The 18,756-nt window shown below is 40.9% G+C and carries 12 protein-coding genes; 10 read left to right on the top strand and 2 right to left on the bottom strand.

Annotated features, from left to right (window positions below; genetic code table 11):
- The first annotated feature begins 1 nt into the window (after position 1).
- The 6 genes from pseG to HF888_RS12050 all read left to right on the top strand — a co-directional run bounded on the left by pseG (position 2) and on the right by HF888_RS12050 (position 5,697).
- Positions 2 to 1,444: a UDP-2,4-diacetamido-2,4,6-trideoxy-beta-L-altropyranose hydrolase gene (gene pseG / locus HF888_RS12075; protein WP_007016130.1), complete on the top strand. Its 1,443-nt coding sequence runs from the start codon at positions 2 to 4 to the stop codon at positions 1,442 to 1,444.
- Entirely contained in the window at positions 1,441 to 2,493 is a 1,053-nt protein-coding gene (gene pseI / locus HF888_RS12070; RefSeq protein ID WP_007016131.1) for a pseudaminic acid synthase, read from the top strand. Before pseG ends, pseI begins: the two co-directional genes overlap by 4 nt.
- Before the next feature lie 69 nt (positions 2,494 to 2,562).
- Positions 2,563 to 3,195, top strand: coding sequence for an imidazole glycerol phosphate synthase subunit HisH (gene hisH / locus HF888_RS12065; protein WP_007016132.1), 633 nt, complete (start codon positions 2,563 to 2,565; stop codon positions 3,193 to 3,195).
- 2 nt (positions 3,196 to 3,197) lie between these two features.
- Complete coding sequence (gene hisF / locus HF888_RS12060; RefSeq protein WP_050757981.1) at positions 3,198 to 3,950, top strand: imidazole glycerol phosphate synthase subunit HisF; 753 nt, start codon at positions 3,198 to 3,200, stop codon at positions 3,948 to 3,950.
- Positions 3,947 to 5,077: an N-acetyl sugar amidotransferase gene (locus tag HF888_RS12055; protein WP_007016134.1), complete on the top strand. Its 1,131-nt coding sequence runs from the start codon at positions 3,947 to 3,949 to the stop codon at positions 5,075 to 5,077. Before hisF ends, HF888_RS12055 begins: the two co-directional genes overlap by 4 nt.
- Positions 5,078 to 5,079: 2 nt before the next feature.
- Complete coding sequence (locus HF888_RS12050) at positions 5,080 to 5,697, top strand: pseudaminic acid biosynthesis-associated methylase (protein WP_007016135.1); 618 nt, start codon at positions 5,080 to 5,082, stop codon at positions 5,695 to 5,697.
- 25 nt (positions 5,698 to 5,722) lie between these two features.
- Here HF888_RS12050 and HF888_RS12045 read toward each other — a convergent pair whose 3' ends face one another.
- A complete protein-coding gene (locus HF888_RS12045) occupies positions 5,723 to 7,753 on the bottom strand; it encodes a motility associated factor glycosyltransferase family protein (protein WP_007016136.1) in 2,031 nt (676 codons plus the stop codon).
- 211 nt (positions 7,754 to 7,964) lie between these two features.
- On the opposite strand from HF888_RS12045, the gene HF888_RS16750 reads away from it, so the two are divergent.
- The 3 genes from HF888_RS16750 to fliD all read left to right on the top strand — a co-directional run bounded on the left by HF888_RS16750 (position 7,965) and on the right by fliD (position 15,611).
- Entirely contained in the window at positions 7,965 to 11,027 is a 3,063-nt protein-coding gene (locus tag HF888_RS16750) for a flagellin N-terminal helical domain-containing protein (RefSeq protein ID WP_007016137.1), read from the top strand.
- A gap of 79 nt (positions 11,028 to 11,106) precedes the next feature.
- The gene (locus HF888_RS12035; RefSeq protein ID WP_007016138.1) at positions 11,107 to 11,511 is read left to right on the top strand and encodes a flagellar protein FlaG; all 405 of its coding nucleotides are present in this window, start codon (positions 11,107 to 11,109) and stop codon (positions 11,509 to 11,511) included.
- A 152-nt stretch (positions 11,512 to 11,663) separates the two neighbouring features.
- Positions 11,664 to 15,611, top strand: coding sequence for a flagellar filament capping protein FliD (fliD, locus tag HF888_RS12030; protein WP_007016139.1), 3,948 nt, complete (start codon positions 11,664 to 11,666; stop codon positions 15,609 to 15,611).
- A gap of 238 nt (positions 15,612 to 15,849) precedes the next feature.
- Here fliD and HF888_RS12025 read toward each other — a convergent pair whose 3' ends face one another.
- Positions 15,850 to 17,895, bottom strand: a complete 2,046-nt coding sequence (locus HF888_RS12025) for a methyltransferase domain-containing protein (RefSeq protein ID WP_007016140.1) — start codon at positions 17,893 to 17,895, stop codon at positions 15,850 to 15,852.
- Between the two features lie 198 nt (positions 17,896 to 18,093).
- Here HF888_RS12025 and fliS point away from each other — a divergent pair, with 198 nt between their 5' ends.
- Positions 18,094 to 18,537: a flagellar export chaperone FliS gene (gene fliS, locus HF888_RS12020; protein WP_007016141.1), complete on the top strand. Its 444-nt coding sequence runs from the start codon at positions 18,094 to 18,096 to the stop codon at positions 18,535 to 18,537.
- The last annotated feature ends 219 nt before the right edge of the window (positions 18,538 to 18,756 follow it).

Raw genomic sequence — 18,756 nt, 5'->3', positions numbered from 1 at the left:
TATGAATGTGATATTTAGAATTGAGGCTAATAATAGCATTGGTCTTGGACATCTTATGAGAGCCTTCTCTTTAGCTCATTGGCTGTCAAAAGAATACAAATGTACATTCGTGATCTCTGATAAATCAATATCTATTAAGAACGAAATCGAGAAAAGAGGCTATGTAGCTCAGCTTATTTCCTATTCTGAGGACACACTTGAAGATGCTATAAGGACATGTAGTTTAATTGAAAAACTGGATGATTCTGTTGCCTATATTGTGGTGGATGATTACAGGCTTGATGAAGCTTGGGAGTCTTACTGTTCAGATCGGTTAAAGATTAATATGGTTGTTATTGATGATTTAGATGATCGGCCACACAACTGCGACTACATTATTGATGGCTCATTAGGGAGATGTGAGACTAGTTATGCTAGATCAACTATCAATAAAAATAAGTTCTTTGGTATTAAATATTGCCTGTTGTCACCATATTATCGAGAGTTAAGAAAAGACGCGATTCATAGAAGAAAACTCGATTCAGGGGTTAATAATATACTGGTCTCTTTTGGAGCGACTGATCCGAAGAATTTTAGTTTAAAAGCACTGAAGGCTATTAAGGAATCTTGCTTCAATGGAAGTGTTACTGTGATTACTACTCGATATAATAAAAATATAAAAACTATAGAAGAGTATAAAAATAAAGATGTCCAATTATTAATTGATCACGATGATATACCTTCACTTATAATTAATGCTGACTTATGCATTGGTGCACTTGGAATAAGTCTCCTCGAAAGATCTTGCTTAGGCTTACCAAGCATTTGCTTGAAAGTTGCTGAAAATCAAAATTACAATGCCACTTCAGCTTTTGATTTTGGTATTTCAGATGTCATCGATGAAGATGATATTGTTGATTCAATTAATAAAAATATAAATAAGGAAGTATCTGAAAGACGTATCCTAATGAATCATCTAATGTCTACTGTAGATGGATTAGGAGCATACCGAGTTGCCATTAAATGTTTTGGCTTAATGCCAAGTGTTCAGCTTAGAGAATTGAAATATTCAGATTCAGAATCTTTGTTTGAGTGGCAGAATCAGCCTTATGCAAGAGAGTACAGTAGAAATTCATCAGTACCATCATTAGAAGAGCACAATGAATGGATAAGACTTTCATTAAATGATGAACGTAGACATATGTGGATCATAATGGCAGACGGAAATGAAGCTGGTTACGTCCGCTTAGATGACAAGGTGGATAATTATGAAGTTAGCATATTGATTGATTCTTGCTTTCAAGGATTAGGTATTGCAAGAGGCGCATTAGAAGAGTTGAAAATGAAGACTGAAAAACCTATTCAAGCTTTCATTCATAAGAATAATGTAGCATCACTACGTATGTTTTTAGCTACTGGTTTTGAATATAAAGGTGATAACTATTATCAATGGAGTCCAGAATGAAAGCTATAAAAATTGATAATAGGCGTATCGCTCTTGATGAAAAGCCTTATATTGTCGCAGAATTATCAGCCAATCATAATGGTAGTCTCGATGAAGCAAAGCGCTTGATTGCATTGGCAAAAAAATCTGGAGCAAATGCGGTTAAATTGCAGACATATACACCGGACACAATAACCATCAACTGTGATAAACCAGATTTTAAAATTAGTGATGGCTTATGGGAAGGCTATACACTTTACGATCTTTATGTCGAAGCGCACACCCCATTCGAATGGCACAAAGAATTGTTTGAATATAGTAGGACGCAAAAAATCACTTGCTTTAGCTCACCATTCGATGAAAGTGCCGTTGATTTACTTGAAGATCTAAATTGTCCAGCATACAAAATTGCCTCGTTCGAAGCAATTGATTTGCCTCTTATAAAATATGTCGCTAGTACTAAAAAGCCCATGATTATTTCTACTGGAATGGCCAATAAAGAAGAAATTTCAGAGGCCTTAGAGGTCGCTCGATCACAAGGCAACAAGCAAATAATCTTGCTTCATTGTATTAGTGCATACCCAGCCCCATTAGATCAAGCTAATTTAAAGATGGTAAATACCTTGGCTCGTGACTTCAATGTACTTACTGGCTTGTCTGATCATACCCTGGGCAATGAAGCAGCATTAGCATCCGTTGCTTTAGGGAGCGTTTTTATCGAGAAACATTTTACACATTCTCGTAATGACAAAGGCCCTGATTCAAGTTTCTCAATGGAACCGCATGATTTAGAACGACTGGCAACTATGACTAGTGCAATTAAGGAAGCAATAGGAAATGGTGGTTATCAGCAAGCGCCTTCTGAGAGTCAGAATAGAGTTTTCCGTCGTTCGCTATACGTAGTCAAGGATATTAAGAAAGGGCAGGCGCTTACACGAGACAATATACGTAGCATTAGACCCGGCTATGGGTTAGAGCCAAAGCATCTTGATAAATGTATCGGAAAAATAGCGGTTAGAGACCTCGAACGCGGTTCAGCTTTAAGTTGGGATGACATTAAAATTGACTAAATATGTTGTCGAAATTGATAGGTTTCTAAAGCTCATGAAAAACTTAATGCCGAGATATGAGTGATGGTCATGGAGATAAATGACAATAGTATTGGAGTCGTAGACTATGGCTGTGGGAATCTATTTTCGGTCGAAAATGCAATAAAAAAAATCACAAAAAATTACTTTATCTCGTCTGACTATGAGAAATTAAAGAGTGCCGATCGCATAATATTACCAGGCGTTGGCTCTTTCTCAAAAGCAATGAGTAATTTACGCGCACTAGGCATTGATGATCTTATCATTGAGCATGTCAATTCGGGAAAACCATTGCTTGGAATTTGCCTTGGTATGCAGATACTCCTCAGTAAAGGATATGAACATGGCGAGACTAAAGGTCTCGATCTGGTATCTGGTGAGGTTTTACTTTTTCCGTCCCTAGAAGGATACAGAATACCTCATATGGGATGGAACGAAGTACTTTACAAATCTGATGTGCCCAACGAATTTGAAAATATTGATAATAAAACCTGTTTTTATTTTGTCCATAGCTATTATTGTGACGTTACTGAAGATATTAAAAAAGTTTACGTGAATTACTGTGATATGGATGTGGTTGTGGGTTTTGAAAAGGGAAATATTAAAGGCGTTCAGTTCCATCCCGAAAAGAGCCAAGATGCAGGTATATATCTGTTAAGGCAGTTTATAAATGGCGGTACCTAGCAATGTTAAAAATTAGAATTATTCCAATTCTACTAATAAAGGGAAACTCAGTAGTCAAGACGGTTCAATTTTCTGAACCGCGAATGGTTGGGGATGCAATAACTAATGTAAAAGTATTTTCTAGCCGAAAGGCTGATGAGATGGTTATTGTAGATATCGAAGCCACAGAGAAAAAGCGCATAAATCTCCCTCTATTAAAGCGTTTGTCATCACATTGCATTATGCCGCTAACCATAGGTGGTGGCGTCACTACATTGGAAGATGCCGAAGATTTGTTTAGTGTAGGTGCGGATAAAGTACTTGTTAATAGTGCTTTTTATAATAGACCAGAGATTCTAACCGATATTAGCTCTAAGTTTGGCCGTCAAGCAGTTGTTTTTTCCTTGGATGTAATGAAGAAGAGCAATGAATATGTTCCCGTCTCTAAAAACGGTAGCGTAAAACAAAGCTGGACTCTCCGTGAAACTGTAGAGAGAGCTATTGAGTATGGTGCAGGAGAGATTATTTTAAATTCTGTTGATTGCGATGGAATGATGCAGGGGTTTGACCTAAATCTGTGTAAGCAAGTATCTGACATTTCTAGTGTTCCAGTTGTGATCGCAGGCGGGTGTGGAACGAAGGAAGACTGTGTACTTGCGGTGAATAGCGGAGCTGACGCAGTTGCTGCAGGCAGTATTTTTTATTGGGTTGGCGAAAGTATTTTAACGATTAAAGACTATATGAATAAAAATGGATTGGAGGTGCGTTTATTATGAGTGACGTACAGTATTGTAAGCGCTGCTTGTTCCCAGAAACTAAGCCCGACTTATATTTTGATGAGGAGGGCATATGTGATGCCTGTCGGTCTGCTGAACGAAAGCACGGTACTGAAGATGCCATCGATTGGGAACAACGCAAGCGTGATTTCGATAGTATTTTGGATTCTGCTAGAGAGCGTGCAACTGGCCCATATGATTGTTTAGTACCTGTCAGCGGAGGTAAGGACAGTACTTGGCAAGTGTATGCAATGAAAAAAATCCATGGCATGAATCCCCTCGCGGTAACGTTTGATCAGTTCGATCAGACAAGTACTGGACGTCATAACTTGGACGTGTTGCGATCGATCGGTGTTGATCACGTTCACTTCACTCTAAATCCAAACGTGGTGAAGCCTCTAATCAAAAAGGGGTTTGAAATTGTTGGTGATCACTACTGGGTGAATCACGTTGGAATTTATACTGTCCCATTCCATTTTGCAGTCAACTTTGGTATTCCATTGGTGATATTTGGCGAGAATCCTCAGTTTGAATACGGTGGCCCCTTGCTTAGCAGGGATAATATGGTGATGGATAGAAAATGGCGTCAAGAATTTGGGCTAATGCGGGGATTGAGAGAAGAGGATATGGTTGATGATGAAATATCCATGACCGACCTCAAGATGCTGTGTTACCCAAGTGACGATGATATGCACAATGCAGGTGTTTTGGGAACGTTTTATGGTCACTTTTTTAAGTGGGACGCATCAGTTCATACGGAGCTGGTTAAAAAACTCGGTTGGTCACCTTTACCATCTGCGCCATCAGGGTCATGGGTCGACTACGAAAACTGCGACATGAAATTTATTGATATTCGAGAGAGGGTTAAATATTTAAAATTCGGTTATGGTCGAGCGACAGATCAATTAAATATCGAAATCCGCAATGGAAGAATAACACGCCAAGAAGCATTAGAAATAGCGATCGAGACTGATGGGAAAGTTGATCCCGACAACGTAAAAGCATTTTGCGAGTATATTGATATAACTTTATCAGAATACACGGATATCATGGATTCGTTTGTGAATCATGATATTTTCAAGCAGGATGAAGATGGTGAATGGATACTTAGAGGTAAGAGGGCATAGATATGAGTTTATCTGATCAAGAATCCTTCTGGAAGGGTGAATTTGGCCTTGGCTACATTGATAGGAACAAAGGTGAGAAGATTATCTCATCCAACATTCACCTTTTTTCAAACGTATTTAAGAATATTGATTATATTGATTCAATTGTAGAGTTTGGCTGTAATATCGGACTCAATTTATTAGCTATAGATCGTTTAATGCCTGATGTTAGATTGACTGGCGTCGATATCAACGAAAATGCCTTATCTAGAGTAGAAAATTGGGGTAAAGCTAAAACAGTATTGGGTTCTGTTGTGGATCTTGAGTTAAGTGACACTTACGATCTCACCTTTACAAAGGGTGTTTTGATACATATTAACCCTGATCATTTAAATAAGGTGTATGAGAATCTTTATAACTACTCCAATAGATATATTCTTGTTGCTGAATACTATAACCCAAATCCTGTCACTGTGCCTTATCGAGGAGAAAGCGATAAGTTATTCAAAAGAGATTTTGCTGGAGAGATTTTAGATATCTATTCAGATCTAAAGCTTTTGTCTTATGGTTTTTGTTATAAAAGAGATTTGCTTTTCCCTCAAGATGATATTACCTGGTTTTTACTTGAAAAAAGTAAGTAAAGGACTATATGGCTTGATCCGAAAACTATTCTCGAATGGTTCTTTTCAAGTCAGATATCGCCTCTTCGGTTGTTCTATCTTTTTGAATAACCGATAGTAAATTTTCTGGTAACTCCAAAAGAAAGGATTTAAATCGATCTTTCCATTTCTTTATAACTTCGGCTTGGTTTTCTGGTTTGCACGAATAGGCAATTGAATATCCACTGAAACTATAATGCCATATTGTACCTCTAAAGAAATACATGAGTGATCCATGCTCATTGTAAAAACTTGTATTGATATGATTTGATATAGCCCAACAAGTTGATGATAAACTGCTAAGGTTATATTCCATTTTATCTAGGAATTTCGCATATAGGTAACAAACCTCTTTTATTGGTTCATATAAGTTATCCTTGATATCTTTTTTAAGCGTTAGAGGAATACTTCTGGTGTGTACTCTAAATTCATTGGTGTCATCGTCTTTTGGTTCTATTTTTATTTCGATAGGTTCACCGATCTGAATATGAGTGGAGTTGTTTATTATTAACCCATCTGAGCAATTGAATAACTCAAATTTATATCTAGCTTTGAAATAGTTAATTGCCATATCTATACGGCGTTTGGTCGTATAATAAGTCGATGTAGTTAAGCAGTCTCCTTTGTAGCCTTCTCGAACGAAGTTATCTGTCACTGTTGCTTCAGCAATATCTTTTATTGTATTAATTTCTTCACTTTCTATATTGTCGTCAAAATAGATACTCTTTTTACTATGGTGATTTGAGGCATCGTAGAATCCAAAGTCGGTACCAAAGAGGAATATCTTTTCTGCTCTATAATGAAACGCAAACGAAAGTGCTGCGTTCACACAAGTTGGAGTAGGTTCTACTAATTTATTGTCTTTTCCCTCAATTATACTGCCAATGGATAGTGAGTCTTTTACAAAGCAATAACTCTCTTTAAAAAGTCTCTTTAAGAAAGGGCTGCATTGGATCGCAGAAATGAGAGTAATGTTTTTTGTTTTATCTTCACCAATATCTTTTAAAACCGGATATACTTCGTAATCGGATTCAATCTCTATATGATAATCTGGTACTAATCCATAGTTTAATAATGACTTTATAGATGTTCCTGCTGAAATAAGGATACAGGAATTTCGAATGTTAACTAGTTGGTCGAAGTGGTCATCAAGAGATGGTCCGCTACCACATACAATGACGGGTTTTGTCCATTTAAATTGGTGAGACTTGGGAATAAGCTTCATACCATCATCGATGTTATGTAGTATGTGGTTAAGCTGGTTTACTTCATCATCATAAAATCCCCAAAGACTCAGATACATCTGAAGATCTTCATTAATTTTTTTGATTATTTCACCATATTTGTCATGTCTACCATGGTTATAAAACACGGTATTATATGGAAAGTGAGGCGCCCTTTTTATAAGCTCATTCCAAATCCCGCTTTGTTCATTCTCAACAATTTGCTTATTTAGTAGTACCAAGCTGATTGATTTATTCTTTTTAGGGCTTTGGATTTTGTAAATTTCTTCCCAGTCAGTAAAAAAGCAACTTAAAGTGAGCAATTCGTAATCCGTCTCTAAGATCAATAGGTTCTGGACTTCTACATGTTCCAATAATTCTGTTATTTGAAGACCCAATCCAATTCCCATCATTACAAGAAAATCATGATTGTTCTTTTGTGTATGAAGTATTTTTGGGTAGACCTCTTCAGCCGTTTCATATAGTTCGATAGCTGTCTGGTTTATGTGGCTGTGGAAAAAACGCGGTGAATTGTATGATCCTGGTACTAACGCTCTAAATGGTGTGGTGCGAACGCCAGATTTATATATATCGTTAAATTCCTCTACTTCATTCTCTACATATTGTATGGCATCCCCACCATATATCCCACGCCCCTTATATTTGAGGTCAATCTTTCCCTCATCAGAGATGATGATATTTGTGTGGTCAGGAGTGGTATTCGTTATTACGTTGTATATCTGTGGGTTTTGGACTTTAAAAAATTCTAGATTTTTGAAATATAATTCTTCGAGTATCTTTGGGATTTTGCTCATAACGACGATATTCTGGCTATTCTAGTTTGGTAATAGTTTTCTGCAAATAACTTACCACTTCATAAGTTATATTAAGATATTCACTTATCGCTTTTTTATCTAAAACTTTGTGCTTCAGAAAATAGTGAGATTGCCGTTAACACTTATGTGAGAAACATTGGCAGTCTGAAAGCAGGCTTGCCTTCAGACATAGCAAGTAAGGAGAGCGATTATGCCTCAGATTATTAATACCAACATCGCGTCGTTAAACGCGCAGCGTAACCTAGATAAGTCGCAGTCTGCCAACCAAACAGCCTTGCAACGCTTGTCTTCTGGTCTTCGTATCAATAGTGCAAAAGACGATGCAGCGGGTTTGGCGATTTCTACTCGTTTCAACTCTCAAATTCGTGGCTTAAACGTCGCTCAGCGTAACGCAGGGGACGGTATCTCTTTGGCTCAGACTGCTGAAGGTGCATTGGGCTCCATGAATGACAACCTACAGCGTATTCGTGAACTGGCGGTTCAGTCTGCTAACGCCACGAACTCAGATGTGGACCGCGAAGCGCTACAAGCTGAGGTTTCTCAGTTAGTTTCAGAAATTTCTCGTACAGCTGATGAGACTGCGTTTAACGGTCGTAAACTGCTAGACGGTAGCTTTGCAGCTACTTTCCAAATCGGTGCGAACGCCGGGCAAACGTTAGATGTTTCTATCGCTGAATTGACAGCAGATAAACTCGGTGCGTCAGATGCCGTGGGTATTAGCTCACAAGGTAGCGACAACGCCTTGGCTAATGGTGACTTGATTTTGAATGGTGTTGCGATTCAGCCTTCGCAGGCTTCAGACGACACGTCGTCAACTGATAACGCAGCAGCCAGTGCCATAGCGAAAGTAGCTGCTATTAACCGTGCTTATGATGAGACTGGTGTAAAAGCAGTAGTGAATGAGAACCAAGTATCTGGTAGTGAGATGACAGGTTCTGCTACCACTGGTTCGATTACCTTGAATGGTGTCAGCATTGACCTTACTACAACTTCTTCTACTTCGCAGACTCGTGCTGGTGTTGTAGAGGCGATCAATGCTGTTTCTGACCAAACAGGTGTGGTGGCGATCAATAACGACACAGATGCAGGCGGTGTATCTCTTGTTGCTGCAGACGGCCGTAACGTAGAGCTAGCGTTCGGTGGATCCTTATCTGCAAGTTCAACGGGTCTAGCTGCAGCAGGAACGTATGAAGGTAGCTTCACTCTTGTGGCAGATGGTGATGTAAAAGAAATTAAGATCGAAGGTGGTGATGGTACTGGTAACGGTGACTTAGCAAACGCAGGCTTAGTTGGTGGCACTTACTCCACCACCCAGGCTCAGTTGGCTACCAATTCGTTCTCAGAAGTAGATGGCGTTGACTTATCTAGCACTTTTGGTGGTACAAGCGGGATAGGTACGCTTGGTCTCGGCTTTGCCAATACTGCTGCAAACACTGCGGGATCTTTTAACATGAGTACTGCTGCCGGTAGTGAGATCATTACTGTATCAGCGGGCGGTCAAAGCGTGAATATTGGCGGCACAGCGTCAGATTTATCGCTATTGGGAACATCGGGTAATACGACTGGATTTGGTGCAGACGTACTTGCTGAGGCGCTATCATCAATTGATGGTATTGAGGCAGGTGCCGAGACTAAGTTCGAACTAAGCATAGCAACAGCAGTGGGTGCTGGTAGTAGCTCTCAGATTGATATCTATGCTGGTGGTACAACAAATGGTGAGTTGGTTTCTTCCATCACACTAACAACCTCAAGTGATTTGGAGAGTATTGCCGCGCAAATCAATGCAAGTGGTGGCTCGCTTGTGGCCGAGTACGATAGTGTGGGTGCCACTCTTACAATCACCGAGACGCAAGGGCGTACACTGAAAGCGGTTGATACCGGTGGTACTCTGGAAGTCGATATAGCAGCTGTAGCTGAGACAGGTACAACTGGCACAGCGTTTACTTCCTCTTCAACAGGCGTTGTGGTAGTTGGTTACATTAACGAAACTAATGTCTCAGATGAGAGCATCACAAGTATTTCGTTGTCAACCAACAAAGCTCAGGGTGACGGTACTGCAACTTCTGCGTTTACTACGGGTTTGGTGTCAGGGGTATTTACCACCACGGGCTACCAAACTTCAGGTAACGCTACTGGTACTACCTCAGGTTTAACTGAAACAGTTACACCATCGCTAACCGGTTTGACTGACGGTGATCTGTCTATCAACGGTGTTAATATCTCAGCAGCAGATCCGCTGGATGATAAAGCTTCGGCCACTGTCGCGAGCGATGGCACTAACATCCAAACGAGTACGAAACTGGCGTCTGCCATTTCGGTTGCCGAGGCGATTAACTCGGTAGCTGCGGAAACCGGTGTAACAGCTGTAATCAATGAAACTCGTGTTGTTGGTGGTGATGAAAATACTGAGACGGCTACGAGCTCTTACCAAGCAGGCGACTCTGGTAAGATTTACATCAACGGCGTCGACATCGGTATCGTTTCCATTGTTGATGATGGTTCAGGTGGCGTAGATCGCGATGCGTCTCGCGCTGCGGCAATTGAGGCAATCAATGCGAAAACTGGCCAAACAGGGGTGATGGCGGAAGACAATGGTTCGTCTATCACGCTAACTGCTGAAGATGGCCGAAATATTTCTGTGGCCATCGATAACGATGAAGCAAATAACGTGGGTACGGGTATTGGTTTTGGCCGCCTACTCGGTCTTGACGCGGAATCTGTTGACGGTATTGGTGAAGCGGATATTGGCTCTGCAACGAACCTTAATACGACTGGTACTCGCGGTATTGCAACCGAGGGCGCAACATACGAAACCACATACGGTACGTTAACCCTTCAATCCGCGAAGCAGATTGAAATAGGCATTGCCAGTGATGGTGCAGATGAGCTTGCAGCAATGGGCTTAACAGAGGGTAAATTCGGTGGCGGTGAGAACGGGCAGTTCTTGACTGAGATCGATATCTCTACCTTCGAGGGTGCTACTGCCGCACTGACTGCAATCGATAACGCCATTGGTGCGATTGCTTCTCAACGTGCTGACTTGGGTGCGATTCAAAACCGTATCGAATCCACAGTGAGTAACTTGGCGGTAACCTCTGAGAACTTAACAGCTGCTAACTCTCGGATCGCCGATGCTGACTTTGCTGCTGAGACTGCGGAACTATCCCGTACTCAGGTACTACAGCAGGCTGGTATCTCTATCTTAGCGCAGGCCAACCAGGCTCCGCAGCAGGTGTTGTCACTACTAGGGTAATTCCTAGCCAATCAATCGATAGGGGCCTTTTAGGCTCCTAACGATTAACGTGACATTCAAGCTTTATTAGAGGTGTACTATGAATGAAATCAAAAGCAGTGAATTTGGCTTTAATCAGCCAAAGCCGGTTTCTTCAGCACCTCAGGTTCAATCATCTGAAGCGGATAAAGCCAAACAGGTGATAGCCGAAGCGGTAAACACCGTGCAGAAAAGCGGCAAGAGTATGCCACAGGATGCACAGCAAACTGCCGAAGCGAAGAGCGTTGAGGTGAAGGAAGCTGTATCCAAGTTAAATGAGTATGTACAAAGTACTCAACGAAACCTGGATTTTCAGTTAGATGATGAGAGTGGTAAAACGGTAATAAGGGTTTATGACCGTCAATCCGAACAACTAGTGCGACAAATACCAGATGAAGTCGCATTAGAGTTGGCCAAAAGCCTAAACGGAGATGAACCACTGATGTTATTTAACGCGCAAGTATGAAAAAGCCCCGAAAGGGGCTTTTTTTTTGGCATAAAAATTGACTCTTTATTCTTTCAGTGTTGTTACAAAAAGCAATAAATCTTCTGTTAAGTTTTTGCGCAAATGGCCGTTATGGACTATATGGCTTTTAATCCCGTCGATTTGGAGGTCGCATGGCCAGCATCGAATCTCTAGGTATTGGTTCAGACCTATTAACCAGTGATCTGGTAGAAAACATTATCAATGCTGATAAAGCAGCTGGTGAGTTACGTCTAGATACAAAGCAACAGATTATTGACGCTGAGATTTCTGCCTATGGCGAAATTCAGAGTAAGTTGTTTGATTTTAGTGAATCCATAGTTGCTCTGGCAGATGCTGATAATGTCGGTGCGACGACCGCTACCAGCTCAGATGATTCTATTCTCACTGCCACTGCGTCTTCATCTGCCCCGGAAGGCAATTACAGTGTCGAAGTTCAACGTATAGCTAAGGCTCACTCACTAGTATCCCAATCGTTTTCAAGCACTACGGCAACTGTAGGTACGGGAACGTTAGAGTTTAAATTTGGCACCACGTCCTATACAGGTGGTGGCGGTTACGATGACTTTGATCTTAATACCGAAGCGGCTAGCAAAGAAATCGAAATTGATGCAGGCAATAATACTTTAAGCGGTTTACGTGATGCCATTAATAACGCGGATTTTGGCGTTAAGGCCAGCATCATTTTTGATGGCTCTGGTTATGTATTGCAAATGAGCAGTGAGGAAACAGGCGAGAACATGAGTATGGAAATTGTTGCCAAGGATGCTAGTGGCGCATTGGCGACAACGGGACTTTCTGCTTTTGCATACAACAAAAATCAAGATACTCCCGGTACCAACATGACCCAGACGCAACAAGGTCAAGATGCTTTGATTAACCTTAACGGGTTAACTGTCACTCGCTCTAGCAACACAGTTGATGAATTAATTGACGGTGTTACTTTGAATTTAAAAGGTGAAGACGTTGGTAAACAAGTTACGGTGAGTGTATCACCGGACATCGAAGGTATTTCAGAAAAAATCCAGAAGATGGTTGATACCTACAATGCCTATAAAGAGGTGTATGACGATTTAACTAGCTTCAATGCGGATCGCCAACAGGGCAGCCTTCTTCTTGGCGATAGCACCTTGCGCAGTATTGATACACAAATTCGTTCATTAATGACGAGTACGGTTGAAGGCATTACGGGCACGAACTTTAGATCGTTTTCCGAATTAGGTATTTATACCGATCAAAATGATAGTTACAAAATGAAGTTTGATGCTTCATTGTTCTTAAAAGGCATTCGGGAAAATAGCGAAGCGGTAACAGGTGTGTTTGCACAAACCGCCTCAGCCGATGACCCGTTCATTCAATTTATGAATGAATCAATAAAAACCAAGCCGGGTACGTATGATATCAATATCACCCAGCTGGCCACTCAGGGTACATATCAAGGCGGTACGGTTGATTTATTAGACTTTACATCACCGATAGAAATCAATGACGCGAACGATGAATTTAGTATTAACGTGAATGGAAAAACTGCGGATGTAACTTTGACTCAAGGTTCGTATTCCACAGGTGCCGAATTGGCAGGCATGATTGAGCAACGTATTAACAGCACCAAAGATTTCCAAGACCGAGGATATAGCGTCGACGTACAATATAGTGCGTCAGACAAAGCATTTAGCATTACCAGTAATGCTTACGGGTCTAGCTCACAAGTATATTTTTCGTCGGTTGATAACAACACATCTAATACACTAGGGTTTGCTCGTTTAGGTGAAGGTGAATTCGAAGCGATTGAACTGAGTACCCTGAATCAAGATTATTTCAATGGTTTTGGACCGACTACAGTACCTGGTGGTGTAGTCGTTCAAGAAACCGATGGCATTAACTTTGCCAATTCTAATGCGAGCTTTTCATTAAGCCTGAACGGTGGACCTGCAGAGGCAGTAACGGTTAACTTGAATGCGTCAGGTAATGACTTGAACAGTGACGGTGTATTCGGTGATAGGAAAGACATATTGCAGGCCATTCAGACTGCTATTGATGGGACTGCGTTAAACGGGCAAGTTGAGGCGCAGTTTAATGATGATGGTCGTCTTTATTTCCAATCGACCTCTGCAAGCGGCACAGACTCCATAGAGATCACCGCGGTAGGATCAAATACCTCCGATAATTTATTAGGCTTGAGTGCAACAGACGGCCCGCAAATTAATGGTAAAGATCCTGGCTTAACATTTGGTGCGCCAGTTTCTTTTAACGTAAAGCTTGATGGTGTTTCGAGCACAAATACGGTGACGATACCAGCGGGGACCTATGCAACTGGCAACGACTTGGCGACGGCCATTGAATCTGCAATTAATACTGATTTAACGGGTGATGCAAGCTTTAGCGGTATGATTTTTGGCGCTACATCGAACGAAGGTACTCGTGATATTTCTACGAATATTGATTTCAGTGCACAAAATGCTGGCTTTACTTTAAATGTGAATGGTAATGAACAAACCATCATTATGGATGCTGATAGTGGTAATAACATTACTGATATCCAAGCTAAGTTAGATGCAGCTTATGGCGCGGGTGTGGTAACGGCGCAATTGGGCAGTAACAATGGACTGGAATTAGTGACTAATACGGCTGGCCGAGAACAGTATATCCAAGTGGTCTCCGATGGACGTGGCGCCTTCGCAACGGGTACCACGGCAATCAATGCAGGGATCGATTTTGAAACAAATAATGCAAATTTTGATCTTGTCGTTGACGGAACCACGTTAAACGTTAATGTTGAACGGAACGCGAGTAGCGGTGATAAAACAGATTCGCTATCTGCAGTGCAAGAGGCTATCGATGCTTCTATTTTAGCAAGTGGTCAGTTTGCGGTAGGCGACATCGTTGCCAAGCTTGATAGCTCGGATAATCTGATTATCGAAACAGTGTCTAAAAATGGAGTTAAAACAGCGAATACATTTGGCTCCAGTGCGCAAATTGATATTCAAAATGCCGACGCGAATGCTCAAAGTTTATTAGGGTTGCCTGCTGTTAATACCAACTATACGGGTGGCTATGATGCCCTTGGTATGGACAATGAAATCAAATTTGGTTCTGATATTGATGCGGATGTCCGCTATGAATACGATCCAGACAGTGACAAAGGCCAGCTAATTTTCAATATCGGTGGTCAAGGTACTACGGTTGGTTTTGAATCACTTGATCCAACAGCCATTTCATTCTTAGGTATGTACGAGGCTGATTCAACTTCTTCAACTATTAAAACCGGTTTAGATGTACAAGGCACTATCAATGGCGTTGAAGCAAGTGGCTCAGGCCAGTTCTTAAGGGCGCAAGATGGTAACCAAGCGGCAACCAACGGTTACTACGTAGCAGGCCAATCAGATATTTTAAACGGCCCTGTGACCATTGATGGAACGAACGATACGTTTACGATAGAAGTAGATGGTGTTGAAGCGGTTATTAATGTTGCGCAGGGGACTTATGCAACAGGTGCTAGCTTGGCAAAAGCCGTACAAGACGCTATTAACGAAACCTATGAAGACGACGATATTAGTGTCAAAGTCGACTATACGGACGATACCAATTCTGCCGCCTTTGGCACGATAGGCATTATTTCAGCGTCTACAGGTGCCAGTTCAGAGGTTCTGATCAATGACATTAATGCAGCGGCAAGTACTGTATTTGGCTTTGTTCAAGGACGTGGAGATGGGGAAGCTGGTAAGGCCAAAGTAGGTGATGTAGACGATGCCAGTGGCTTGCGTATTAAGGTGACTGGTGGTGCCTTGGGTGAAAGAGGCTCAGTGTCCTATGTCACAGGTATCGCTGATCGATTAAAAGATATTCTTCAAGGCTTTTTGGACCCAGAAGGCGGTTTATTAGATACCAAGTTCGACACCTTGGATAAACAGCAAGAACAATTAGACGAAGATCGAGAGAGCTTCGAAGCTCGTATTTCTGCTCAAGAGGCACGACTCAAAAGTCAATTTTTGTATAACGATAGTATTATCGCTACTTTAAAAACAACAGAGAACTATCTCAAGCAGCAATTTGAGGCCATGGCTGCGGCAGGTAAAAGCTAGATAGAAAATTGAGGGGGTAATCCCCGATGCGCCAAGCACGTTGATCGGGAATCCGTTTTATTAGTTATAGATTCTCCGGTCTGTCGTTTCGCGACGCCGGAGAATGACGGCCAATCAATAACTCGAGACTATTAAAGACGTCATACCCGACTTGATCGGGTATCCATTTCTATTTTTATACAGTTCCCCGTCATTTCCGCGAAGGCGGAAATCCATCGAATGAATCGTGTATCAATTTTTATTTCAGCTTCGGCGTGTATTGACAATAAAATTGATACATGGCGCTAAATGTATTGGGGTTTTCTTGCTCAAATTCATGCCAATCTTGTAGTGAGTCAACCTTCCCATAACCATTATAAAAATTGGAAAATTTGTCCATGGTCTGATTATCTAAGTTGCTAAATCCAAGCCAACATAAATCGAACTCGTCACAGAGTGTTTTAATATCCATCAGATTAAACTGACGTTCATATTGATGAAAAAGCAGGTCCACAATTCCACTCATGCTATAGAAATCATCAGAATCAATAATGTTTTTTAGACTTCCATTCGTATCACTATTAAGCAATGCCTGACGAATAACCTTGATTTGCTCATGATCGAGTAGCTCTCGACTTTTGGTAAGTTTCTCTCTTAAATTTCGAATAGACGCACGCGCATGCTCGCTATAAAGACTGATTTTAATAAAGCCACCAGGTTTCAAATGATTGGTGAGATTACTGAGTGCTGTTTTGTAATCCTCAATATGGTGAAGCACACCCGAGCATTCGACGATATCAAACTTCTTATTTTTTATATCTAGCTTTAATAAGTCAGCTAAATAAAACTCTATATTATGAAGACTATAGTGTTTTGACTTAAAGTGGCCATAGGCGAGGCTAGATTGACTTAAATCGAGAGCGGTAACCTTGGTATTCTCAAAATGCTTGGCAATATTGATCGCATGTCGGCCAGTACCACAGCCTGCGATTAATACATCAACCGTATTATTGAAATAACGATCTGGGATCTCTACATTTGGATAGACAAACGAGAGCGCCTTACCATAACTGGTTCTGACTTGTTCATCGAGTGATTGCCATTGTGGATAGGGGAAGGACTCATATTGAGTTTTCACCTGACTGTCCACTGGTAACTCAGTTATGGCTTTAAAATTAACAGTTTTAAGCTTGAGCAGTTCTCTTTTTCGTTCAAATAACGATAGAAGTTCATCGGGCCATGCTTGCAAGGACATTAGCTCTTTGGCTTTGTCTAAGCTTAGCCAAGAACCATACATAGCGAACAGCATCAATGCACCTGATATATCAATCGGGGTACATCCACTTTTATCCAACGATTGGTTGATCAGTGCCATTAAACTATCAACCATATTCTGTTCTGCATCGCTACATGGAAGAATATACTCAGTCGTAATGCCATATTGCGCGATAGCCTCAACTAATGCCAAGTGCTTCTTATCAATATGACCCTTCTGTGTCGAGTAATTAAGAACTTCAAATCGCATCGCCATAATCAGTTTTTCGACATGCGATGACTTTAATGTTGCTTTTCTAAGAGACCATAAAAATAAATCACAATGTGCAAGTTCTTCAAACCCTGCTGCGGTACCCGTATCATCGATGGCATATTTATGAATGATTAAACTGGTAACTAATCCTGACAAGTTATGAGTATTAGCATCAGTCCACTTGAGGTAAGTTAAAACATCTTGCTCTAATTCAGGATCATAGAAATCGGCGGAAATGAGCTTTGCACATTTCAGTAAACGGGACCGAATAGTGGAATCATTACCGTGGGTTTTGACGAGCTCTCTAAATTTCTGAAAAGCTTTCACTATGTTCCCAGATTCAGCAAGAGCAAATGGATAGCTAATCTCTGCGAGCGTTTGTTTTGGAGAAAATTTTATTGCTTGCTCGAAACTTATGGCTGCCTGTTCATAGAGCTTCTCCGCCATTTGGCAGTGACCGACGGTATACCAAAAGCCGCCGTTTTCCGGCTCCAGGGACAAAGCTTGGTTGATAGCTTGATTGGCAGCAGTCGTTTCTCCCAACTCTAGTTCTATACGGGCTAATAGGTTTAAGCAGTTACTGTCGATGTGTAAAGCTAGAGCTTTGCTTATGTGTTCACGCGCTAAATAAAATTTCTCTTGCTTCTTATTGTGCTGAGATTCCGCTTGTGCGCTTCTATACTGGTCATAGGCTGCAAGCCTTTCTGTTTTAAAGGCTTGCAATACATCTATGGCAGAATTGTTTTGGCTTGTATTCATTGCCGCCGTATTCGCCATGAGGGATACCTCATTTTAATGAGTTGGTTATACATTGAACGATGCAGGTGTTGTGCCAAAAATAAAACCCAATAAAAACAATTGCTTATGTGAAACTGACGATAAAAAAAAGGAAAAATTTGTCCGCTTTTTAGTCATTGGGTTAAAGAATATTTAATCCTTGCCGCTATAAAAGGAGGACACAAAAAGGTGGGTACTATGTATACAAAAGGCGCAAAAGAATACAGTCAGGTGAGTTTACAAACCGAAGTGATGTCAGCTGACCCGCATAAACTTATCTTAATGCTAATGGAAGGCGCTCTAACACGTTTAGCTATGGCGAAAGCGCATATAGAGCAAAATGATATTGAAGCGAAAAACGTCAAACTAAGTAAGGCTGCAGATATTATTTCAGCGCTTCAAGAGTCTTTAGATCATGACAAAGGTGGTGAGATAAGTGCCAACCTCGAACGTTTATACGACTACATGACACGTCGTATTTTTCAGGCGAATGTCCATAATGATATAGATATTATTAATGAAGTAATGGGATTAATGTTAGAGGTAAAAGCTGGTTGGGAAGGTATTCGTAGCGATTTCGAGCAGTTAAAAAGCCAAGGGAAAGTTGCTGAAGCCAAGGTCGGTAATGGTTTATCCGTGTAGTTGACAGCGAAAAATGTCGTAACCGAAATGGAATTCGGTTAATTGAACACTCATTTAATATGAGTATGTAAATAATAAAGAATAAAAAACTCAAGAAAATGGTTTACACGTCACATTTTTTTTGTCAAAAATAACCTTGCAGGTGATTTTTGGCGGAAAATTCCCTAAAGAATGTCGCCAAATGTCAATAATAATAAAAATCTTCGTCATATATTTGAC

Origin of the sequence: Bermanella marisrubri (assembly GCF_012295615.1) — a bacterium.
Taxonomy (GTDB): Bacteria; Pseudomonadota; Gammaproteobacteria; order Pseudomonadales; family Oceanobacteraceae; genus Bermanella; species Bermanella marisrubri.
The sequence above is the reverse complement of the archived record's forward strand: the minus strand, read 5'-3'. Positions and strand labels throughout refer to the sequence as shown.